This is a genomic window from Pseudoalteromonas sp. NZS71 (assembly GCF_015864715.1).
In the GTDB taxonomy this organism is placed as follows: Bacteria; Pseudomonadota; Gammaproteobacteria; order Enterobacterales; family Alteromonadaceae; genus Pseudoalteromonas; species Pseudoalteromonas arctica.
The window spans coordinates 171,663-195,203 of the sequence record NZ_JADYWS010000002.1; the positions used below are offsets into that span (position 1 = coordinate 171,663).

Genomic DNA, 23,541 nt, shown 5'->3' on the forward strand with positions numbered 1-23,541 from the left:
ACAACATGAATAGCCTTAAAGCTTTATGTTTAGTTGTGTTATTAGGTTGGCAGTTTACTGCCAGTGCTGAGCGCATAAAAGATGTGTCTATGGTTGAAGGCGTACGCTCTAACCAATTAGTCGGTTATGGCTTAGTAGTTGGTTTGCCAGGCACTGGCGAGCAAAACTCATATACACAACAAAGTTTTAGAGGCATGTTGAACAGCTTTGGTATTACGCTACCTTCAACTCAAAGTCCTAAAATTAAAAATGTTGCCGCTGTGGCGGTGCATGCAGAATTACCCGCATTTAGAAAACCCGGACAAACAATAGATATTACGGTTTCTTCTATTGGTAGTGCAGGCAGCTTGCGTGGTGGTACTTTACTACAAACTTTTTTAAAAGGTGTAGACGGTAACGTGTACGCAATTGCACAAGGTAGTTTAATTGTCGGTGGCTTAGGTGCACAAGGTCTTGATGGCAGTAAGGTTGTAATTAACACCCCTACAGTTGGTCGTATACCAAATGGCGCTACAGTTGAGCGCGCCGTGGAAAGCCCATTTATGCAAGGCGATTACATTACTTTTAATTTAAACCGCCCAGACTTTACAACGGCAAAACGCCTAGAAAAAACAATTAATGACTTAGTTGGCCCAAATAGCGCACAGGCAATTGATTCTGTTTCTATTCGTGTTATAGCTCCACGCGATGCATCCCAACGTGTATCGTACTTATCGACACTCGAAAACTTAGAATTTAAGCCAGCTGATATGGCCGCTAAAATTATAGTTAACTCGCGCACTGGTACAATTGTCATTGGTAAAAACGTTAAGCTTCAGCCTGCCGCTATAACTCATGGTGGCTTAACAGTAACAATTGCAGAACAACAAAATGTGTCACAACCAAACCCGCTAGCAAACGGTGATACAGTTGTTACGCAGCAAAGTATTATTGATGTAAACCAAGACGACTCTCGTGCCTTTGTATTTAATCCAGGTGTAAGCCTTGACGATTTAGTTCGCGCAATTAACGAAGTAGGCGCAGCGCCTGGCGACTTAATGGCTATTTTAGAAGCACTAAAAGAAGCCGGCGCAATTAACGGACAGTTGGTTGTTATATAAATAACTCAAGCCAATAAATAACGTATTACTTAAGCCCTATATTTTTGAAATTAGGGCTTTTTATTTACAGCAACTTAAGTTTGTTATTTTTATCTTCCTTGTTTTATCGGTAGTGGCTCAATTTTTGCATCTTTAACTGCATTATTCATTTTGTGTCAAAAAGCCGATGGAAACTAATCACCTCGATAAACAAAACTTTTTTGATTTAGGCAACTTAGATTCACTTCGTAAAGAAGCCTTAACCAGTGGCGATGCATCAACTGATGCCTCTAAAGCTGCGCTCAAAAAAGCGGCCGCACAATTTGAAGCTATTTTTACGCAAATGCTGCTCAAAGGAATGCGCAAAGCTAACGAAGCATTTGAAGATAAAGACAGCCCATTTAATTCAAGTGGCGTAAAGTTTTTTGAAGAAATGCACGACCAGCAACTTTCAACAGAGCTTTCTTCAAATGGCTCGTTAGGCCTTGCCGATTTAATTGTTCAGCAGTTATCGCCTGAGTCTAAAAGCTTTATGCCAGGCTCTGTACTTAGAACAACCAACGATATTTTTAGCGATACACAAGTGGGTTCTGCTCTTCCTCATGAGCAAAAAAATAAGCAATCCGATCTTATCGTTAATAACACTAAAGCCGATATTGCTGAGCCTAAAGTCGATACTCCAGAGTCTAAAACCGATAGCCCAACATTTAAAAATGCAGAAGAGTTTGTAAGTTCAGTATGGGAACACGCTAAAACTGCAGCGCAAAAAATTGGTTTAAATCCTGCGGTAATGGTTGCACAAGCGGCACTTGAAACCGGTTGGGGTAAACACATTATTAATAAAAGTGACGGCGGCAGTTCAAATAACCTATTTAATATTAAGTCAGATAAAAGCTGGGAAGGCGACAAAGCAAGCAAAGTAACGCTTGAGTTTGAGCAAGGCACACCCGTTAAAAAACAAGCAAGCTTTAGAGCCTACGATTCAATTAAAGATAGCGTGAACGACTTCGTTGATTTTTTAACGCAAAACCCACGCTACCAAGAAGCATTACAAAATACAGCAAAACCAAATGACTTTTTAGATTCATTACAAAAAGCAGGTTATGCAACCGATCCAAATTATGCCAGCAAAATAAAAAATGTGCTCAATAGCAGCCAGCTAAAAGACATTGCGGCAAACGTGATCCGCCAAGGAGTAGAGTAACATGTCGTTTAATTTATTAAACATTGCCAGTTCTGGGGTTAGAGCAAGCTCGGAGCTATTGCAAACGACAAGTAAAAATATTGCCAATGTAAATACCGTAGGCTACGTACGTGAGCGTACTGAATTTACCACTATGGTTGATAACCAAGTGGGGCGGGGCGAAACATACCGATTACTAAACGAGTTTGCTCAGTCACAGCTAAATCGTGACACTTCTAATAAATCGTTTTTCGATCAGTTTATTACTGAGGCTAATCGAGTTGATACTATTTTTTCTGAAGAGTCGAACAACCTTTCGACTGGAATTAACTCTTTATTTAATAACGTGCAAGAAGCGCTAAATCAGCCGTCATCTACCGTTGCCCGCTCATTAGTAATGACAGATGCGCAAAGCTTAATTGATCAAATGGATAGGCTTTCGGGCATCGTGCTTGATCAAAAAAGTGTAGTGAACGAGCAGCTCGAAATATTTTCAGATGAAGCAAACTCACTAATTCAAAGTATTAGCACGCTAAATCAAAATATTGCAGCAGTTAATGGCACTAATAACGCCGCAGATGCGAGCTCTACCTATAACGAACGCGATAAAGCAATACGCGACTTATCAGAGCTAATAGACATTGAAACGCTTGATGGTCCAAATGGCGAAAAACTCGTTTTTATGGGCACAGGCGAAGCAGTGGTTATGCAAAATGGCGCATTTAACTTATTTTCGATGACGGGCGACCCCGATCCTAACTTTAAAGAATTCACGCTTGACGTTAATGGTGGCAAAGCAGTGCCGCTTGAAGTTGATGTAAGTAAGCTTAAAGGCAAAATTGGCGGCTTACTTGCTTTTAGAGATGACATATTAGTCCCTGCTCAAAACCAAATTGGTCAAATGGGCTTAGCGATAGCCGACGCATTTAACGAGCAAAACAAACTCGGTATGGATGCAACAGGTCAGCTAGGGGGTAATATTTTTAATATACCTACCGTTGGCGCTTATGCGTATCAAGCGAATACTGGTGATGCTGGTATGACTGCAACTGTAGAGCCCGGTAAAGGCAGTGAACTTCCTGCTAGTGACTTTATTATTACTTATACCAGTGCGACATCGGTTTCTATTCAACCAGTAGATAATAAAGGCGAGCCGCTAGGTGATCCATCAGTTGCAGATATCCCAGCTGATGGGATCATAAATGCAGACGATATTCGAAATGCAGTCCCTTATCAAGCGGCAACAGCTACAACATCAGAAGTGTTAGCAACGGTAAAAGACTCCTTCGGACTACAATTAAATATAGATGCAACCAAAACAGGTAACGTGGGAGATCAGTTTCAAATTAAACTTAATTCTGACTCGGCTTCTAGCATTACGCTTGCAACAGGGCGCGCAGAAGATTTAGCACTAGCATCGCCTATTCGTACAGCTAACAGTATAGATAATACCGGTACTGCAACTATTTCAGTGGGTACAGTTAGTAGCGTTATTTCAGGTGGATTTACTTTAGAAACACCTCTCACTACACCGCCCATACCAGTTAATCCACCAGTACTTGCTAATGGTGATATTAAAATTGTTAAAGCTACAGGTACCAATGATTATTTAATTAGCGACGGTAGTGGCACTGATGTGGCAGTAACTATAGCGCCCCCAGGTAAAAACGTTTTAGCAGGTCTTGGTGCCCCTTATGATTCATATGGTTTTGACTTTGATATAGAAGGTACACCTGCAACAGGCGACACCTTTACACTTGAGTTTAACGAAGGCGGCTTTGATGATAACCGTAATGGTTTAAAATTAGCTGATTTACAAAATGGCGAGTTAGTCCGTTTAAATGTAGAAACAACAGCAACGGCCGACAACCATAAAACCTTTAACCAAGCTTATTCAGGATTAGTGAGTGATATAGGTGTTATAACTGGCCAAGCAATCACAAGTGGGGCTGCATTTGACGCACTCGCACAGCAATCTGAGGCATGGTATGAATCACTATCGGGTGTAAACCTTGATGAAGAGGCCGCAAATTTACTGCGTTTTCAACAATCATATTCAGCATCAGCACAAGTTTTAGCAGCAGCTCAAGAAATTTTTGACACCTTATTAAATGCGGCGAGGTAATTATGCGTTTATCAAATAATTTAATGTACCAAAACAACATAAATAAAATACTCGACAACCAACAAGGTGTAGCCAATGCACAAGAACGAGTTAATACGGGTCAAAAGTATTTAACAACGTCTGAAGCACCAGCAGATATTTCACAAGCAATGCTGTATTCAAATAAAATACAAACCAACGAGCAATACACAAAAAATATTAATCAGCTTAATGGTCGCCTAGAAACAGAAGAAAGCGTATTACAGAGTATTAATACTAATATTCAACAAGCACAGGAACTGGCATTACAAGCGGGTAATGGTGCTTACACCAAAGACGATTTAAAATCGATTGCATCAGAGTTGAGTGGTATTCAAGAAACCCTTGCTAATTTAATGAACACCCGCTCAGAAGACGGAAAATTCATATTTTCAGGCTACCAAGACAGCACGCAACCTTATCAGCTCGAATCAGGTGAATATAACTATAAAGGCGACCAAGGTCAGCACCAAATTACAATAGCTGAAGGCGTATCAATTAAAGCGAGTGATAACGGCTTTGATACGTTTGAAAAAACAGATGCCAGACTAAATGTACTCGATAATAAAGCAGACATACCAACAACAACACCGACCAATAATATTACTAAAGGCACTGTTTATGTTGATGGCCAAGCCGAGTTCGATAAGTTCCATCAAGCTCAATACAATGCCGATCCAACGACTCCAGTTTCACCTACAGCAAATACTTTTAGTGTAGTTACAACCGCTGGTGCGACAACAAACGATCCAGATACATATGAAATTTTACAAGATGGCGTGTCGCTTACCCCGCCTCAAACTGGTGAAGTTACAGATGATACAATTGAATTTGCAGGTATGAAAATTCAATTTGAGGGTAGCGCGCCTGGCCAACTCGATTTTAGCCTTGAAAAACCACATAAAGAAAACGTACTCAATACACTGCAATCACTTATTACCGGCCTTAATAATGGCGCACTTGAAGGTGATGACTTTCAGCAAGTACTTGCTGATGGCTTAGTGCAATTACAAAATGCGAGTGAGCAAGTGGTGTTTACCCAAGCAAGTTTAGGCGGGCGTATGAACGCGCTTGAAAGAGTAAGCGATTCAAACTTAGCACTCGATATTCAAAATAAAAGTAATCGCTCTAACTTAGTTGAAGTTGATATGGCAGAAGCTATTAGCGAACTGACTAAACAAGAAACGGCACTGCAAGCGTCACAAGCCACGTTTGGCCGTTTAACTAACCTTTCATTATTCGATTACTTATAAGCAAGTTATAAGCAGATTATAAGCAGAAATAGCTTGCCGCTTTAGCTACTTTAAAGCGGCAATAACTATCTACAAAATCGCGGCAAGAATTGGCTACAAAACCGCGGCAAAAAAATGTCACCCCCTTCTAAATAACTTCACTAATTATTTATAATTCAGCAGTTCATGTTTTTACCCTTTAAAACAACAAGTTAAAAATAAATTAAAGTTGGCACAGTAAATGCTTTTCTTATTGTAAGAAATTATCGAACAGTGGTTCCTGTTAAATCGTGTTGAACCACACTCTGTTTAAACCTAGGAGATGGTAAAATGGCATTAACAGTAAATACTAATGTGTCGTCACTAAACGCACAACGTAACCTAACAAGATCTGGCGAAGGCTTAGCAACGTCAATGGAGCGTTTATCATCAGGTATGCGTATCAATAGTGCGAAAGATGATGCCGCCGGCCTACAAATTTCAAACAGATTAACGTCGCAAATAAATGGTCTAGCCGTTGCTCAGCGTAATGCCAATGATGGTATTTCAATGGCGCAAACCGCAGAAGGCGCTATGCAAGAATCGACTAATATACTACAGCGTATGCGAGAGCTTGCCCTGCAATCTGCTAATGGTTCAAATTCAGCTGAAGATCGTGATGCATTGCAAAAAGAAGTGTCAGCCTTACAAGAAGAGCTAACTCGAATCTCCGACACTACATCGTTCGGTGGTCAGCAATTATTAGATGGCTCATATGGCACTCGAAATTTTCAGGTTGGCGCGAATGCCAACGAAACAATTTCACTTAGTTTAGCAAGCACAGCAGCAGAAGATATAGGTGGCTTTAAATCACAACTTGAAGGTGCTGTTAACACAGGTTTTGGTGGCGTGTTGCCTGGCGCTACTACACCTGCATCCGCTATAGCAGATTCAACGGTATCATTTACTACAGGTGAGCAAACTACATCGGTCAATATTACAGCTAGCTCGTCGGCACTAGATGCGGCAGCAGCAATAAACGATACAACTAGTGAGCATGGTGTTATAGCTAGAGCATCAACATCAGTAGTTGTGGGGATGGCCTCAACTGCAGGTGATATAGTAAGCTTTAACTTAAATGGCATTCCAATTTCAGGCACTACTGGTGCCACAAACCAATCAGAAATTGCAGATGCGATTAATGCTTCTACAGCTGAAACTGGAGTTGCAGCCTCTCATAATTCGACAACGGGGGCGATTACGTTAACGGATGAGACTGGCGCTGATATTATAATTGACTCATACGCTAATGCTACTGCTGGAAATGATACGGTAACATTAACTGCCGTGGACAGTAATGGTGATTTAAACACCCCTATAACCCTAACAGAAGGTGGTGATGTTGCAGCAAGAATAACTGGTACTTTAAAGTTAACGGCTTCTAAAGAGTTCTCAGTGGCATCGACAGATACAAAAAACTTAGCGGCTACAGCTACTGCTACAGCAAATAATGTCGATACGGTAAATTTAACAACAGAGCTAGGCTCTCAAGATGCAATATCGATAATTGATGGTGCACTTGCTCAAATTGATGAGCAGCGTGCGGGTTTAGGTGCGGTTCAAAACCGTTTTGGTCATACAATTAGTAACCTTGCTAATATTCAAGAAAATGTATCTGCGTCACGTAGTCGTATTCAAGATACAGATTTTGCGACCGAAACTGCACAAATGACTAAAAATCAAATACTCCAACAAGCGGGTACGTCAATACTTTCGCAAGCAAACCAAATACCACAAGCAGCAATTAGTTTATTAGGTGGCTAATTATTTAGTTTACTAGTAACTGTTTATATAAACGCACTTCAACTTGAAGTGCGTTTTTTTGTTTTTTGAGGTAATAAAAATTATTTAGAGCATAACCTTATGCGCTATAAAAATTAATAAGTAACTACTTTTCATTTTAAAACAGTTAGTTATGTTTTATTAAACAAATAAACTAATTTATTTTTAAAATACTTCTAAAGATAATTTACCTCCTGCCGTTAACTTAATCAGTACGGAGCTGAGCATACATTTGTGACAGCTCTTGGTTAAATTAAAATAGCAACATTACGAAAGTAATCAGGAGTTTTATTATGATTTCAGTAAACACAAATGTATCTTCACTAAATGCTCAACGTAACCTATCTCAATCAGGTTCTGACTTAGCAACTTCAATGGAACGTTTATCATCAGGTATGCGTATCAATAGCGCAAAAGATGACGCGGCAGGTATGCAAATCTCAAACCGTTTAACATCGCAAATTAATGGTTTGGGTGTAGCGCAGCGTAACGCTAACGATGGTATTTCAATGACGCAAACTGCTGAAGGGGCGATGAGTGAGTCGACTAATATCTTGCAGCGCATGCGTGAATTAGCCCTACAATCAGCCAATGGTTCAAACTCTGACGATGATAGAGCTTCTCTACAAAAAGAAGTGTCAGCTTTACAGTCTGAGTTAACCCGTATTTCTGATACAACTTCGTTTGGTGGCCAACAGTTATTAAATGGCGATTTTGGTACTAAACAATTCCAAGTAGGTTCTAATAGTAACGAAACTATTGGTGTGACTCTGAACTCAACCGCAGCTGAAGATATTGGCTTAACTGGTGTGGGTTTTTCAATGGCCACGGCGTTAAGTGGTTTTTCTGGTGCGAATGAAACAGCTTTTGATCCAGACGGGAATACGTTAAATGTAACAGTTGGAGCTGTAAGCAACGACCTAAGCTTGAAGGCGGGAATGTCAGCTGCTGATTTGGCCGGAGAGGTTAATAGTACAGAAGGGCTATTTGGTGTTGGAGCAAAAACGGAGGCAGCTATCACTTTTGGTGCTTTTACTGGCTCAGGTGACACGGTTTCATTATCTGTTGCAGGTATTCAGATTACGAATAGTGATAATGTTGAAACGACTGGTGATGCTACTGTTGCGTCCTTGAAGGCTACCATAGATGGTAGCGCTGCAATCAAAGAGGCATTAGCAGCCAAAGGCATTACTTATAGTGTAAATACACCTTCAGGTGCAGGTACTAGTGATGATAGCTTGGTTTTTACTAATTCAACAGGCGAAAATATCGAAGTCACATTGGCTGTTGCTGGTGCTGCATCAACTGATGCAACAGCAAAAATTAGCGCATGGGATGGTACAGCAACAACGGGTAACGATGTCGATGTCACCGCAGCAGCTGACGAAACCAAAGGTACCACTACAACAGTAACGGGAAATTTAGATTTTTCTGACGCTGTGTTGGCTGCTGACGCAGGAACATTAACTATTACTGGTTCAGGTGCTCTAGGGGGGGGGGGTAGTGCAACTAAAGATACTAGCACGAAGTTGCTTAATGTTGCAGACCTAGATATTTCAACCGCTGGTGGGTCTCAATCAGCAATTGATGTAATTGATGCCGCACTTAAGAATATTGATAGCGAACGTGCTGATTTAGGTGCGGTTCAAAATCGTTTTGACCATACTATTAGTAATCTTGCAAATATATCTGAAAACGTATCAGCATCACGTAGCCGTATTCAAGATACCGATTTTGCTACAGAAACAGCGCAAATGACGAAGAACCAAATATTGCAACAAGCAGGTACGTCAATCTTGTCGCAAGCGAATCAGTTACCACAAGCAGCACTTAGCTTATTAGGTTAATAAGTTAAAGTAATAGCTTAATGTTTAGCTAGCTAGTACATAAAGTCAGTATTAGTTTTACAATAAAGGAGGTGGCTTTAGCTACCTCCTTTTGTGGTTTAAGGGTTTTAATTGAGCTATTGTTTAATTAACCAATAAATAGGAATCTGTTATGAATACCATTAATTCCAATGCAGAAGTTACATTACCAACCCCGCTAGCGGGTGAAGATAAAGTAGCTGGCCAAGCAGCTAGTTCGCTAACTGAACGCGCTGTTGACGATGTAAAGCAAGCTGATACACAAAATCAACAACGATTACAGCAAAACCAATACGAAAAAAATAATCAAAAAGTTACTGCTCAGCCGTTAGAGCGTGAACAACTAGAACAAATGGCGCAACAATTGCAGGACTTTATGGGCGAAATGAACCGTAGTTTGCAATTTAAGGTTGATGAAGATTCAGGTCGTGATGTAATTAAAGTACTCGATAAAGACAGCGGCGAAGTTATCAAGCAGTATCCTTCTGAAGAAGTATTAAGTTTGGTTTCTAAATTGTCTGAATCGGCAGGTATTTTAATTGACCAAACAGTTTAATCGGTAGTTTGCATTACTAATATTGAGTTAGTTTATTTTTGAGTGTTTAAAGGGGTAAGGTATGTCTATTACGTTTAATGGTTTAGGCTCAGGGTTAGCGGTAGCAGATATTGTTGATGCACTAGTTAATGCTGAACAAGCCCCTGCTGAAGCTCGTTTAAATACTACAGAAGGTAAATTAACAACGGATATTTCAGCTGTTGGTGCATTAAAGTCTGCGCTTGAAAAAGTACAAACATCAATGGAAGCACTGGGTGATAGTGATAACTATCAAAAACGAACTGCATCGGGTAATGATGATTTTATATCAATTAGTTCGGATAAAGACGCTCAGCCTGGTAGTTACAATATAAAAGTAGATGCATTAGCACAAGCTCATAAATTATCTTCCCCCGCATTTGCCGCTGATGAGGCAATTGGAGCTGGCGTAATTACAATCGGTTCTGGTGCAAATAGCTTCTCTACTGTTTTATCGGCTACAAATACATTAGAAGATTTACGCGACCAGATTAACAATGGCCCTTTTACTGGCAGCGATAGTAATGATTCGGTTGTCGCCACTATAATAACTAGTGATACTGGTCAGCATTTAGTACTTACAAGTAAAGAAACTGGCGAAGATAACGCAATTACAATAACCGTACAAGACGATGACGGTAATAATACTGATACAGGTGGCCTATCTCGATTAGCTTATGATGTATCAGACGCAGACCCAGCTAATCATACAACTAACCTAACGCAAGTTAATGCTGCTCAAAATGCACAAATAACGATTGATGGCACGTTAACTGTATCAAGCAACACTAATGAATTTAGTAACGTGATTGATGGCGTGGATATAACAGCTAAAAAACCGCATGATACCGATGATGACATAAGCGACATATCAATTACCGAAAATAATAATAATATTAAAACAGGTTTAAATAACTTTATTACAAGTTATAACGAACTGTTAGAGCTCAGCAATAACTTGGGTGCGTCAAGTGAAGCTGGCGCAGGCGTTATGGCTGGTGATTCACTACTTCGTGGCGTTATGTCAAAGCTTCGTAGTGAAATCACTGAATCAGTTGATTTGGGTGATGGCAACTCACTATCGCTTTCGCAGTTAGGTGTAGAAACAGACCGCTACGGTGTTTTAACGCTAAATACAGAAACACTCAATGAAAAAATAGCAAGCGATGTAGATTTAGTGCAGCAGTTTTTTGTAGGTGACGATGATGATGGCTTCGCACAATCGTTTGACGAAAAATTAAGCTTTTACACCGATTCCGACGGTATTATTCAAAACCGTATAGACAGCAAAACAAACCAACTAGACGATTTAGATGACCAGCGCTTGAGTCTTGCCAGTAAAATGGAGTCGCTATCGTCAAGGTTGTATGCTCAATATAATGCGATGGATTTATTAGTGGCAAGCCTTAATAACACCAGTACATATGTTCAAGCTCAGCTGGAAAATATGCCTGGGGTTGTACGAGATAACTCTTAATATATAAATAGCATATAGTTTTAATAGCTAAACCAAAAACATAAAAAAACCGTTATTTATAACGGTTTTTTTATGTTTACTGCTTGAGGTGAATTTTATTTGGCTGCTCTATATGCCTTAATTGCCTTGCCAGATTTTTTTTGTTTAATAATGGCTTTAGATGACTCGTTTTTAGCGCTATTTGCTTTAACTAAAATAGTATTTATACGAAGCTGAATTAATTCTAATTGCTCTGCGCTTGGGCCTTCACTGTTTTCGCACCATTGTTTTAGTTTAGTGTTTAAAGTATCTAAAAAAGGCGGAGCTTCATCTGCATTATTATCATTTACTAATACTTCAATGTTACTAAGCAGTGTTTGTATTTGCTCTGCATGGCTTGTTAATTGCTGCGAAGATGTTGGCGAGTCCATAATTTAAATTAAACCGCAGGGCTGCGTTGATCTAGCGGAATGTTATTCCAACCTTCTTTAATTTCTTTAACAATACTTGATACTTCAGTAATTGCTTCAATATCGTTGTGTAAGTTAGCTTGAGTTAAACGGCGTTGGCAGTAATCGTAAAGTGCCAATAAATTGTTAGAAATACTAGGGTCTTGCTCTACTTCTAAATTAAGTGCATCTTGCAGAGCACCAAGCAATAAAATGCAAGCTGAAATGTTCTCACCTTTTTTAGCTATTTCTTTGCGCTCAATAAACCCTTTTGTAGCTGCTAAACGGCCGATAATATTACTAAATATAAGGTTTATTTGTTCGTAAGGAGTCATTTCGGCAATACTACTAGCACGAACTTGACCGTATTTTTTTACTGAGATGTGAGCCATGGAAAATCCTAAAATTTAAAACAATAAAATTATGTGAAAGCTAATACAAAGCAATATTAATGCCAAGCATTTTCACTTATTTATGTATCGGCATTTGTAACTTCAACTTAAATTTATAATTGAGTTTATTTACTAACAATAGCATTTTTATTGCCGAGTAAATTAATTTTTAGGGCTAAGTTATAGTTAGGTAATAGTTAAGTAATGGCTAAGTAATAACTAAGTTAAAACTATAACCCATACTTAATGATTAACTATTAAGTATGATTGACTTAACTAGCCCGTCTGTTTTTTGGCGTTTATGTCAAAAAACTGCCGCTATCACTTGCATCCATGCTGAACTGGCTTACAATTTAACTAATTATACAAATTAGTGAAAGTACGGCTCGCTAAATATGATCTTGATTTTAGATAATAATAACAACCGCGCAATAGGATTAAATGCTTCACTTGGCTTTATTGGTGAAGCTGCTCAACTATTAAGCGAAGACTGCTTTGAACAAGAATGCAAAAAATATCAGCAGCAAGAATGCATGATTATTTTAGGAGCGTTGCAATCACTTGACCACGAAAGCTTAATTAAACGCTATCCAACATTACCGTTTTTATTAATTGGCGAAACGCTAAAACCACTATTAAGTATAGCTAATGTGGTGGGGCTTATTTGCGAGCCATTTAATCACGAAGTGACAACGCAGTTACTTCACGATTGCCAACAGTATCAGCGCATGTTGCCAAATGAGCATAAGCATACTAAACCACATAAAACTTTTGACGGACTTGTTGGTGAAACAGAGGCCGTAAAAGATGTTCGCTTTTTAATTGAACAAGTGGCAAAAACCGACGCCAATGTTTTAATTTTAGGCGAATCAGGCACAGGTAAAGAAGTGGTTGCCCGTAATGTACACTTGCTTTCAAAGCGTATTAATGGACCGTTTGTGCCTGTTAACTGTGGTGCTATTCCAGCGGAGCTGCTCGAAAGTGAACTATTTGGCCACGAAAAAGGCGCGTTTACTGGTGCTATATCGGCTCGTAAAGGACGGTTTGAACTCGCTCAAGGTGGGACGCTATTTTTAGATGAAATAGGCGATATGCCACTGCAAATGCAAGTTAAGTTGCTGCGAGTATTGCAAGAACGCAGCTACGAACGTGTTGGTGGTACAAAGGCAATCCAAGCTGATGTACGCGTTATTGCGGCCACGCATCGTAATCTTGAAACAATGATTGAAGAGGGTAGTTTTAGGGAAGATTTATATTACCGTTTAAATGTATTCCCTATCGAAAACCCATCGCTGAGTGAACGTGCTGATGATATACCGCTGCTTTTAAAAGAGTTAATGCGCCGTGTTAACGACCAGACTGGTTCTACCGCTAAGTTTACAGAGCGCGCAGTTGAGAGCTTAAAAGAACATGCTTGGCCTGGTAATATTCGTGAGCTTGCTAATTTGGTGGAGCGTATGGTTATTATGTTCCCTGACAAAGTGGTCGATATTCCTGATTTACCTAACAAATATCGTTACATTGAAGTTGAAGCCTACGAGCCAGAATACCCTGAAGAGTTAATGGAAAAAGACGCCTTTAACGATATATTTAGCACAGGCTTTAGTGATTACGAAAGTGAGCCAGACGCTGAGTTTAGCCAAACGGGTAGTGGGCTATTACCTGATGATGGTATTGAACTTAAAGATTATTTAGCCGAACTTGAAATAAGCTTAATTACCCAAGCGTTAGAGCGCTATGATTACGTTGTAGCTCGCGCTGCAGAGATATTAGGGGTTCGCAGAACAACACTCGTTGAGAAAATGAAAAAGTATAATCTTTCAAGAGATTAGAAATACGAAAATGGTGAAATACTTTTCGTTATTTATTATTCATTTGTGATCAATCACTTTACGGGCTTTGCCCGTCACGCAAGCAAGCTTCGCGTCTACAAGATAAACACAAACTTAAACCTTGGCGGTAGACGCTGAGCTTGCTCGCGTGAAAAGCGTAGCTTTTAATCATTTAATTAAAACGTTATTTCACAAAGAGAAAAAACGAGGGTAAATGAGAAGCCATAGTCAACCTACGCGTTACTTCTCTAAAGCACAGCGTCTCTTAACCTCTTTGTGAACAAATTACTTTTATGGCTTTTAATCACTTACTACTAAAAGCCTCAATAACTTCTTCTTTTCTAAAACAATCATTACTGTGATCGTTAACCATACCGCAGGCCTGCATATGAGCGTAAACCGTTGTAGGGCCTAAAAACTTAAAACCCCGTTTTTTTAAGTCTTTAGCAAATGCGGTTGATCCCTCTGTAATTGCTGGGTAGTCCTCAGCGTTATTTAAATTACTTATAATCGGCTTATTACCCACAAACTGCCATTGGTAGTTACTAAAACTTCCAAATTCTTTTTGGATTTCTATAAAGCGCTTTGCGTTGTTAACAGTTGCCGAAATTTTTAAGCGATTGCGCACAATCCCCTCATCAAGCATTAGTCTCTCAACGTCATCTTGTGTGAATTGGGCTACCTTTTTTACATCAAAATTAGCAAATGCTTTTTTATAACCGCTGCGCTTTTTTAAAATTGTGTACCAGCTTAAGCCGGCTTGCGCTGATTCTAGCGTGATAAATTCAAACAGCTTTGTATCATCATAAAGAGGCACGCCCCATTCTTCATCATGGTAAATAACGTAGTCGGGTTTAGTGGTGTCGAGCCACGGGCAACGGCACTTTATTTGCTCACTCATTATTATTCCTTTTTGTGTGCGTCATTTTTATGTCGCTCAAATTATTGATGTAACTTAATGATAAGTATGTAAATAAATTTTGGTATAAATCGTGCATTTAGACATATATCTACATCAATTCGAGATTTGATTATGGCCCTTGCTAGCGTGCTTAAACCACAGTTTTTTTCTGCAAATCAGTATAACCCATGTTTACTTCAAGAGGAGTACATTGGTGAATTAAGCGATCTGCGCAAGCAAGCAAGTTGGCTTTCGCATTTGGTTGATACCATGCCAGCAGGCGTGGTTGTACTTGATGGCAAAGGGTTGATTGCAAAAGCGAATCAAATAGCGATTGATATGCTTGGCGAGCCACTTGAAGGCGAACGCTGGTTTAATGTTATTCAGCGCTCTTTTAGGCCGCATCAAGATGATGGCCACGAAGTGTCTTTAAAAGACGGGCGCCTAATAAAGCTTGATATTACCGCTTTAGCACCAGAGCCTGGGCAACTTATTTTAATGACGGATTTAACCGAAACTCGCCGTTTACAAAAACGTGTTGCACATATGCAGCGATTAAGCGCGCTGGGTAAAATGGTTGCGTCACTGGCGCATCAAGTCCGTACACCGCTCTCAGCCGCTATGCTTTACGCCGCTAATTTAGGATCAAAGCGCTTACCCGAAGCATCTCGCGATAACTTTCAAACAAAGTTAATGTCGCGTTTAAAAGATTTAGAAACTCAAGTAAACGACATGCTGTTATTTGCTAAAAGTGGCGATCAGCAAGTTGTTGAGCAAGTTTCAATGCAGCAGCTTTTAACAGAAGTTAAAGCGGGCGCTGATGCGATGGTCGCACTTAATGAAAGTGAGCTGGATGTAAGCTTACCAGAGCCAGATATACAAATAGTCGGTAATAAAACGGCATTGGCCAGTGCTATTCAAAATCTTGTGCACAATAGTATTCAAGTTATTGGCGGCGGTGCAAAAGTAAAAATTAGCGCACAAAGAGATTTAAAAGATTTAGATATGGTTCGTATTAGTGTGAGCGACAATGGCCCAGGTGTTGATTTAAGCCAAAGCGATAAAATTTTTGAACCATTTTTTACTACAAAAAGTCAGGGCACAGGTTTAGGGCTTGCTGTAGTGAGTTCGGTGGCTAGTGCGCACCAAGGTCGTGTTGATGTGACCAATAATACGCAGGGTGGTGCCTGCTTTAGTTTGTTACTGCCTATTAAGGCAACATCTAAATTAGAGGGGTCATTATGAGTAACACTATTTTAGTTGTCGAAGATGACGCAGGGCTTCGTGAAGCCTTAATAGATACCCTTGAAATGTCGGGTATTGAATGTGTTGCAGCTAACAGTGCTGAGCAAGCAATGTTACTGCTTAAAAAAGATCAATTTTCGCTTGTTGTAAGCGACGTGCAAATGGGCGCAATGAGTGGACTTGATTTACTACGCAGTATTAAATTAAACCACCCTGATTTACCTGTATTGATGATGACGGCGTACGCCACAATTGACGATGCGGTAGAAGCCATGCGCCTAGGTGCAATTGACTACATGGCTAAACCATTTGCACCTGAAGTGCTGTTAAATATGGTGAGCCGTTATTTGCCTGAAAAAGCAAAAGAAACCGACGGACCTATTGTTGCCGACCCAACTAGTATTCAATTATTGGAGCTTGCGAGTAAAGTAGCACGCTCTGATGCAAGTGTAATGGTACTTGGCCCAAGTGGTTCAGGTAAGGAAGTACTCGCTCGTTATATTCATGATAAGTCGAGTCGTTGTAATGAGCCTTTTGTAGCGATTAACTGCGCGGCTATTCCTGAAAACATGCTCGAAGCCACTTTATTTGGTTACGAAAAAGGGGCTTTTACGGGCGCGATTCAAGCATGTCCGGGTAAGTTTGAGCAAGCACAGGGCGGCACTATTTTACTTGATGAAATTACTGAGATGGACTTAGGGCTACAAGCTAAGCTGTTACGCGTACTGCAAGAGCGTGAAGTTGAGCGTTTAGGGGGTCGTAAAACAATTCAGCTCGATGTACGTATTTTGGCAACCAGTAATCGTGATTTAAAAGAAGCTGTGTCTGAAAATCAGTTTAGAGAAGATTTATATTATAGGCTTAATGTTTTTCCACTAATGTGGCGTCCATTGTGCCAACGCCCTGGCGATATTATTGTATTGGCTAAGCATTTAATTGAGCGCCATATAAGTAAAAGCAAAGAGCCTATGGCGTATTTAGATAAAGCTGCCGAGCAAAAGTTACTGGCTCACGCGTGGCCTGGTAATGTGCGCGAGCTTGATAACGTTATACAGCGTGCACTTATATTGCGCACGGGTAACACAATAAACGAGCATGCTATTTTTATCGAAAACTTAGTATCTAATAACTTTGTTATGGAGCCATCATTGGCACCAGCGCAAACAGTATCGCCAACAGAATTAGCTCACGCAGATAAAGGCGTTGACAAAAGCACACTAAGCTCTGCATATTATGATGAAAAATCGCATGCCGAGGATGAGCCCAAACAAGGTTTACTTGCGGCGGATACCGGTAGCTATAAAGATGAGCTTAAAGACAAAGAGCATCGCATTATTTTAGAAACCCTTGCACGTTGCCAAGGCAAGCGTAAAGACGTTGCCGAAACGTTGGGCATAAGCCCACGAACTTTACGTTATAAACTAGCGCAAATGCGCGATTTAGGTATTTCACTTCCTGCATAACCTCCTATAAACCCTAAGTTTGCGCTACGAACTTAGGGTTGTCAAAACTCTGACTAACACAAATCAAAGTTAACCTATTGTATTTTAATGATTAATTATTTGGCATGCTTTGTGCTTTATTACTTGTAAGAGTTCACTGCGTGTCAGAGATAAATTATGAAAATTCAAAACAGTGCTGTATTTCAAGAAATGCAATCAATGGCTTTAGAAGCCGGCCGTAATAATCAAATAAATAAATTGCCGACTCAAGTTCAGCCTACTTCTACTTCCCAGTTTGGCGACATGCTAAGTGATGCACTAAATACAGTGCACGGTTTACAGCAAGATGCAGGTCAAAAAGTAAAAGCGGTTGAAATGGGTGATCGAAGTGTATCGCTTGCTGAGGCGATGATTGCTTCTCAAAAATCGTCAGTTGCTTTTGAGGCTACAGTACAGGTTCGTAATAAACTTGTTGAAGCTTATAAAGAAATCATGAACATGCCTGTTTAATTAGGTAGTGGAGAATTATTGTGGCGCAATCTAACCAATCTACAGACCTAGCACTTGCTGGTGGCGGTATTGACCAAAGTGGTGGTGATGATCAACAAGAACAAAAGTCAGGCTACTTAAGTGCTTTAAATGGTGTTGATGTATTGCGCCAAGTAACATTGGTTATAGCATTGGCTATTTGTTTAGCTATCGCGATTTTCATTATTATTTGGGCTCGTCAGCCAGATATGCGCCCATTGGGCAAAATGCAAACTGAAGAGCTGATTCAAACCCTAGACTTTTTAGATGCGCAACAAATTGAATATCAACTCGATGGCAATGTTGTATCGGTTGATGAAAGCGAATACCAAAATATTAAATTGTTAATGACCCGCGAAGGGTTAGAGCAAGGGCCAGCGTCGGGCTCTGATATAATTATGCAAGATATGGGCTTTGGTGTAAGCCAACGCTTAGAGCGCGAACGCCTAAAACATGGTCGAGAACAGCAGTTAGCACGCACCATTGAAGAACTTAACAACATTACTCGCGCTAAAGTATTGTTAGCTATTCCTAAAGAAAACGTATTTGCCCGCAGAGAGAAAAAACCATCAGCTACCGTTGTATTAACACTTAAACGTGGGCGCTCACTTGACCGTGAAGAAGTAGATTCTGTTGTTGATATGATTGCCTCGGCAGTACAGGGTTTAGAGCCTATGCGAGTTACTGTTACCGATCAAAATGGTCGATTACTAAATTCAGGTTCGCAAAGCTCATTAGCAGCACGCTCTCGTAAAGAATACGACTTAGAACGTAAGCGCGAACAAGAGTACCTTGAAAAAATAGACAGTATTTTAATACCGGTTGTAGGGCTTGCAAACTATACAGCCCAAGTTGATTTGAGCATGGACTTTAGCTCGATTGAGGAAACTCAAAAGCGTTATAACCCAGACCTACCAGCGGTTAGAAGCGAAACCACATTTGAAGAAAATAACATTGGCGGCCTAGCTGTTGGTATTCCAGGTGCGCTTACAAACCAGCCACCGTTAAATTCGAACATTCCTGAGGTTGCAGGGCAAGGTGGTGCAGGCACAGCTACATCACCAACACGCAGCCACAAAGAAGCCACGCGTAATTATGAACTCGACACTACAATTTCTCATAAGCGCCAGCAAAGTGGTGTAATACGTAGAATAAGCGTATCAGTTGCTGTTGACTACATTGCTAAAGTGGGAGAAAACGGCGAAACAACCATGACTCCACGTTCGGTAGAGGCATTGTCAAATATTCGTCGCTTACTGCAAGGTGGTGTAGGTTTTGATATGCAACGTGGTGATGCACTTGAAGTCGTAACAGTGCCGTTTGTACGTGAAGAAACAAATTTAGCAATAGAAGTGCCACTGTGGGAACAAGACTGGTTTATGAAAATAGCCCGCCTTGTATTAGGCGCCTTAGTTATCATTGTATTGATAATGGCAGTAGTAAAACCAATGCTTAAACGCTTAATTTACCCAGACGATACACTAGAAGAATACGACGAAGATGCATTAAGTTCAGGCGTAGATATTGGCGACAACACGCTTGATATGCTAAATAAAGACTTTGATTCTGCTTCGGTTGGTTTCTCAAGTGATGGTACACTGCAGTTACCGGATTTACATGGCGACGAAGATTTACTCAAAGCAATTCGTGCCCTTGTAGCTAACGAACCAGAACTATCATCACAAGTAGTCAAAGCGTGGTTAACAGAAGATGACTGATCAAGAACAAAAACAACTCCCGCCAGCCTTTGATGTTGATAAGCTAGATGGGGTAGATAAAGCCGCTATATTACTTTTGAGTTTATCAGAAGAAGATGCCGCGCAAATCCTTAAACACTTAGAACCTAAACAGGTGCAAAAAGTGGGTATGGCGATGGCTGGGTTACAGGACTTATCACAGGCTAAGATTAGCGCTGTACACAACTTGTTTATAGAACAAATTCAAAGCTTTAGTACCATTGGTTTTCAGTCAGAAGACTTTATTAAAAAAGCGCTTACAGCAGCACTTGGTGAAGATAAAGCCGCTAGCCTTATTGACCAAATTGTTATGGGCTCAGGCGCTAAAGGCTTGGATTCATTAAAATGGATGGACTCTAAGCAGGTAGCAAACATTATTCGTAATGAGCATCCACAAATTCAAACCATTGTATTATCGTACTTAGAGCCCGAGCAGTCTGCTGAGATTATTGCTCAGTTCCCTGAAAAAGTGCGCTTAGATTTAACCATGCGTATTGCAAACCTTGAAGAAGTTCAGCCAGCAGCACTGCAAGAGCTAAACGAAATCATGGAAAAACAATTTGCCGGCCAAGCAGGTGCACAAGCCGCTAAAATGGGGGGCTTAAAAGCTGCTGCAGATATTATGAACTACCTAGATACCAATGTAGAAGGGCAGTTAATGGACTCTATTCGTGAACATGACGAAGAGATGTCGCAGCAAATTCAAGACTTAATGTTTGTGTTTGAAAACTTAATGGATGTTGAAGACCGTGGTATTCAAGCAATCCTACGAGAAGTACAACAAGACGTATTAATGAAAGCAATTAAGGGCACCGACGATGCGCTTAAAGACAAAATACTGGGCAATATGTCTAAACGTGCAGCCGAAATGCTTGCTGATGATTTAGAAGCTATGGCACCGGTACGTATAAGCGAAGTAGAGGCGGCGCAAAAAGAGATTTTATCAACAGCGCGTCGTTTATCTGACTCAGGTGAAATTCAGCTGGGCGGCGGCGGTGGCGAGGAGTTCTTGTAAACCATGAGCAAACTCAAAGGACGCACACTTCGGGCTGATGAAGCAGATGAATTATTAAAAAACTGGGCTATTCCAGATGTAGCACCAGATGAGAGCAGCTTTGGCAATCGCTCTACGGCTTACGGCACACCGCTTAGTGAGTTGTACAAAAAAGAATTAGCCGAAGAAATGCCTATTGATGAACCACAAGAACCAGAACTCCCTGCGCTTACGATGGTTGAGCTTGAACGCATTAGACAAGACGCGTACGAAGAAGGCCTTAAACAAGGTCATGAGCAAGGCTACATAGACGGCTTTGAAAAAGGTGTTGGCGAAGGTAAAGAAGCAGGCTACAAAGAAGGCTTAGAACAAGGTAAAACACAAGGCCTTGAAGATGTAAAACCATTAATTGAAGAGCAGTTAACAAGTTTAAAAGCCATTTTAGAGGGGCTAACTGCACCGCTAGATAAAGTGGACGAACAAGCTGAAAAGCAATTAGTACAACTTGCTAGCATGTTAGCTGAAGCTGTTATTTATCAAGAAGTAAAAACATCGCCTGATGTAATTTTACATACGTTAAAGCAAAGTATTGATTCACTTAATGCGGAGCAAGAAAAAGTACGAATCCATTTAAACCCCGAAGACTTAGAACTCATAAAAGAGAGCTACGGCGAACAAACCATTATTGATAATAACTGGCAATTAATGGCAGAGCCCACTCTTGAGCGCGGTGGCTGTGAAGTTAAAACAGCGCAATCGTCACTCGACATGACCCTTAAAACACGTGTCAAAGAAACGTTGGATAGTTTTTTGCATAATAGTGGTATCTAACTATTTTATTGGCGTGTTATGTCAACTCAACGTGCACCTTTAAGCGAACGCTTATCTCAATATCAACAACATATTAAAACCCCGGCGCCTGCTGTGGCAGGTATTTTAACGCGTGTTGTTGGCCTTACCCTTGAGGCTAGAGGTTTACGTGCACCCGTTGGTAGCCAATGTAAAATAGAAACTATGAACGGCTTTGTAGACGCCGAAATAGTCGGTTTTAACGATCAAACTTTGTACTTAATGCCTAACGACCACATCTCTGGTGTATTACCTGGTGCGCGTGTTATTCCTCAAGTAAATAATTTAGGTTTACCTGTAGGGATGAGTTTATTAGGCCGCGTGGTGGATGGTTTAGGGCGACCGCTAGATGGCTTGGGTAAAATTAATGCTGAGCATCATTTAAAGTTTGCGCAAAATACTATAAACCCGCTTTCAAGAAGACCAATCACTAAGCCTATGGATGTAGGTGTGCGTGCTATTAACTCGGTTATCACAGTAGGGCAAGGCCAGCGTATGGGCTTGTTTGCAGGCTCTGGTGTGGGTAAATCAGTACTTCTCGGTATGATGACCCGAGGTAGCGAAGCTGATGTCATTGTGGTTGGCTTAGTGGGGGAGCGTGGCCGCGAAGTAAAAGAATTTATTGAAGAAATACTCGGTGTAGAAGGGCGCAAACGTTCAGTTGTTGTCGCAGCGCCTGCTGATTCATCACCACTTATGCGTTTAAAAGGCTGTGAGAGCGCCGTAACTATTGCAGAGTATTTTAGAGATCAGGGTTTAAACGTATTATTGTTACTCGATTCGGTAACGCGTTATGCAATGGCACAACGTGAAATTGCACTTGCTGTTGGCGAGCCGCCCGCTACAAAGGGTTATCCGCCTTCGGTGTTTGCTAAATTACCTGCGCTGGTGGAGCGTGCTGGTAATGGCGGTGAAGGGCAAGGTTCAATTACTGGCTTTTTTACGGTGTTGAGTGAAGGCGATGATATGCAAGACCCTATTGCTGATGCAGCGCGAGCTATATTAGATGGCCACATTGTACTATCGCGTGATTTAGCTGACAGTGGGCACTATCCCGCTATAGATATTGAAAAGTCGATTTCGCGTGTTATGCCTCAAGTTGTTTCTGAGCCGCATATGCAACAAGCCCGAGTGCTTAAACAAGTGTATTCAATGTATCAACAAAACAAAGACATGATTACTTTAGGCGCTTATCAAAAAGGGACCGATCAAATGCTCGACCAAGCTATAAATATGATGCCAAGAGTAAATGCATTTTTACAACAAGGTATGCGAGATGTCATTAGTTACGATGATGGTCTGCAAGGTCTTGCTCAGTTACTAGGACAAGCATAATGGCTAAAAACAAACTCGATTTATTGCTCAAAATTGAAAATGATAAAGAAGAAAATTTGCGCATGAGTTACTTACAAGCTAATCAAAACTTGCAATCGAATCAACAAAAGCTACAAGGTTTAAACAATTTTAGACTTGAATACTCTCAGCAGTTACACCTAAAAGGTAAGTCGGGTTTATCTAGTGCAGGGTTTGGTCAGTACCATGCTTTTATAGCTAAAATTGAAGAAGCAATTCGCCAACAAGCAAGTACCGTAAATACCGCTAAGCAAGTTGTTACTCAACGTAAAACTCTATGGCTTAAGCAGCAAATTAAAGCTAAAGCAGTTGCCAAACTAATCGAAAATCAAAAACTCAAAGCAAATGCGTTAATGGCTAAAAATGAGCAAAAAATGTTAGATGAATTTTCAGCTAATCAGTTTTTTCAACGTCGTAAAGCTTTGTAATTCAGGCACGTTAATTGCTTTGTTACTTAGTGGAATTCA

The 23,541-nt window shown here is 40.4% G+C and carries 20 protein-coding genes; 17 read left to right on the forward strand and 3 right to left on the reverse strand.

The genetic code is table 11. The features are described 5' to 3' along the window. The first annotated feature begins 5 nt into the window (after nucleotides 1-5). From I6E85_RS01880 to fliD, 8 genes are all read left to right on the forward strand, one after another. The gene (locus I6E85_RS01880) at nucleotides 6-1,100 is read left to right on the forward strand and encodes a flagellar basal body P-ring protein FlgI (RefSeq protein WP_197236500.1); all 1,095 of its coding nucleotides are present in this window, start codon (nucleotides 6-8) and stop codon (nucleotides 1,098-1,100) included. A gap of 166 nt (nucleotides 1,101-1,266) precedes the next feature. After that, nucleotides 1,267-2,283: a flagellar assembly peptidoglycan hydrolase FlgJ gene (gene flgJ / locus I6E85_RS01885; protein ID WP_197236501.1), complete on the forward strand. Its 1,017-nt coding sequence runs from the start codon at nucleotides 1,267-1,269 to the stop codon at nucleotides 2,281-2,283. A 1-nt stretch (nucleotide 2,284) separates the two neighbouring features. Continuing rightward, the gene (gene flgK, locus I6E85_RS01890; protein WP_197236502.1) at nucleotides 2,285-4,387 is read left to right on the forward strand and encodes a flagellar hook-associated protein FlgK; all 2,103 of its coding nucleotides are present in this window, start codon (nucleotides 2,285-2,287) and stop codon (nucleotides 4,385-4,387) included. A gap of 2 nt (nucleotides 4,388-4,389) precedes the next feature. After that, nucleotides 4,390-5,658 carry a flagellar hook-associated protein FlgL gene (gene flgL, locus I6E85_RS01895; RefSeq protein WP_197236503.1) on the forward strand — a complete coding sequence of 423 codons (1,269 nt, stop codon included), beginning with the start codon at nucleotides 4,390-4,392 and terminating at the stop codon, nucleotides 5,656-5,658. A gap of 309 nt (nucleotides 5,659-5,967) precedes the next feature. Further along, nucleotides 5,968-7,440, forward strand: coding sequence for a flagellin (locus I6E85_RS21135; RefSeq protein ID WP_197236504.1), 1,473 nt, complete (start codon nucleotides 5,968-5,970; stop codon nucleotides 7,438-7,440). A 311-nt stretch (nucleotides 7,441-7,751) separates the two neighbouring features. Then, nucleotides 7,752-9,305 carry a flagellin gene (locus I6E85_RS01905; protein WP_197236505.1) on the forward strand — a complete coding sequence of 518 codons (1,554 nt, stop codon included), beginning with the start codon at nucleotides 7,752-7,754 and terminating at the stop codon, nucleotides 9,303-9,305. Between the two features lie 151 nt (nucleotides 9,306-9,456). Next, complete coding sequence (locus tag I6E85_RS01910) at nucleotides 9,457-9,879, forward strand: flagellar protein FlaG (RefSeq protein WP_197236506.1); 423 nt, start codon at nucleotides 9,457-9,459, stop codon at nucleotides 9,877-9,879. Between the two features lie 61 nt (nucleotides 9,880-9,940). Continuing rightward, nucleotides 9,941-11,374 carry a flagellar filament capping protein FliD gene (gene fliD / locus I6E85_RS01915; RefSeq protein ID WP_197236507.1) on the forward strand — a complete coding sequence of 478 codons (1,434 nt, stop codon included), beginning with the start codon at nucleotides 9,941-9,943 and terminating at the stop codon, nucleotides 11,372-11,374. 95 nt (nucleotides 11,375-11,469) lie between these two features. Here fliD and I6E85_RS01920 read toward each other — a convergent pair whose 3' ends face one another. After that, nucleotides 11,470-11,784, reverse strand: coding sequence for a hypothetical protein (locus I6E85_RS01920; RefSeq protein WP_197174034.1), 315 nt, complete (start codon nucleotides 11,782-11,784; stop codon nucleotides 11,470-11,472). A gap of 8 nt (nucleotides 11,785-11,792) precedes the next feature. After that, on the reverse strand, nucleotides 11,793-12,194 hold the full coding sequence (gene fliS / locus I6E85_RS01925; protein ID WP_121953973.1) for a flagellar export chaperone FliS: 402 nt from the start codon (nucleotides 12,192-12,194) through the stop codon (nucleotides 11,793-11,795). A gap of 395 nt (nucleotides 12,195-12,589) precedes the next feature. On the opposite strand from fliS, the gene I6E85_RS01930 reads away from it, so the two are divergent. Continuing rightward, nucleotides 12,590-14,026: a sigma-54-dependent Fis family transcriptional regulator gene (locus tag I6E85_RS01930; protein WP_197236508.1), complete on the forward strand. Its 1,437-nt coding sequence runs from the start codon at nucleotides 12,590-12,592 to the stop codon at nucleotides 14,024-14,026. A 304-nt stretch (nucleotides 14,027-14,330) separates the two neighbouring features. Here I6E85_RS01930 and I6E85_RS01935 read toward each other — a convergent pair whose 3' ends face one another. After that, complete coding sequence (locus I6E85_RS01935) at nucleotides 14,331-14,927, reverse strand: DNA-3-methyladenine glycosylase I (RefSeq protein WP_197236509.1); 597 nt, start codon at nucleotides 14,925-14,927, stop codon at nucleotides 14,331-14,333. Between the two features lie 132 nt (nucleotides 14,928-15,059). On the opposite strand from I6E85_RS01935, the gene I6E85_RS01940 reads away from it, so the two are divergent. From I6E85_RS01940 to fliJ, 8 genes are all read left to right on the forward strand, one after another. Then, entirely contained in the window at nucleotides 15,060-16,172 is a 1,113-nt protein-coding gene (locus I6E85_RS01940; protein WP_007581877.1) for a PAS domain-containing sensor histidine kinase, read from the forward strand. Then, a complete protein-coding gene (locus I6E85_RS01945) occupies nucleotides 16,169-17,635 on the forward strand; it encodes a sigma-54 dependent transcriptional regulator (protein WP_169044482.1) in 1,467 nt (488 codons plus the stop codon). The genes I6E85_RS01940 and I6E85_RS01945 overlap by 4 nt, the downstream gene beginning before the upstream one ends. A gap of 156 nt (nucleotides 17,636-17,791) precedes the next feature. Then, the gene (gene fliE / locus I6E85_RS01950; protein ID WP_008168784.1) at nucleotides 17,792-18,124 is read left to right on the forward strand and encodes a flagellar hook-basal body complex protein FliE; all 333 of its coding nucleotides are present in this window, start codon (nucleotides 17,792-17,794) and stop codon (nucleotides 18,122-18,124) included. Nucleotides 18,125-18,144: 20 nt separating this feature from the next. Continuing rightward, nucleotides 18,145-19,860 carry a flagellar basal-body MS-ring/collar protein FliF gene (fliF, locus tag I6E85_RS01955; protein WP_007581880.1) on the forward strand — a complete coding sequence of 572 codons (1,716 nt, stop codon included), beginning with the start codon at nucleotides 18,145-18,147 and terminating at the stop codon, nucleotides 19,858-19,860. Beyond that, nucleotides 19,853-20,893, forward strand: coding sequence for a flagellar motor switch protein FliG (gene fliG, locus I6E85_RS01960; protein ID WP_007581881.1), 1,041 nt, complete (start codon nucleotides 19,853-19,855; stop codon nucleotides 20,891-20,893). Before fliF ends, fliG begins: the two co-directional genes overlap by 8 nt. 3 nt (nucleotides 20,894-20,896) lie before the next feature. Next, nucleotides 20,897-21,703 (forward strand): flagellar assembly protein FliH, encoded by an 807-nt coding sequence (fliH, locus tag I6E85_RS01965; protein WP_024589950.1) that lies wholly within the window; start codon nucleotides 20,897-20,899, stop codon nucleotides 21,701-21,703. An 18-nt stretch (nucleotides 21,704-21,721) separates the two neighbouring features. Continuing rightward, on the forward strand, nucleotides 21,722-23,056 hold the full coding sequence (fliI, locus tag I6E85_RS01970; protein ID WP_024589949.1) for a flagellar protein export ATPase FliI: 1,335 nt from the start codon (nucleotides 21,722-21,724) through the stop codon (nucleotides 23,054-23,056). After that, complete coding sequence (gene fliJ, locus I6E85_RS01975; RefSeq protein WP_024589948.1) at nucleotides 23,056-23,502, forward strand: flagellar export protein FliJ; 447 nt, start codon at nucleotides 23,056-23,058, stop codon at nucleotides 23,500-23,502. Before fliI ends, fliJ begins: the two co-directional genes overlap by 1 nt. The last annotated feature ends 39 nt before the right edge of the window (nucleotides 23,503-23,541 follow it).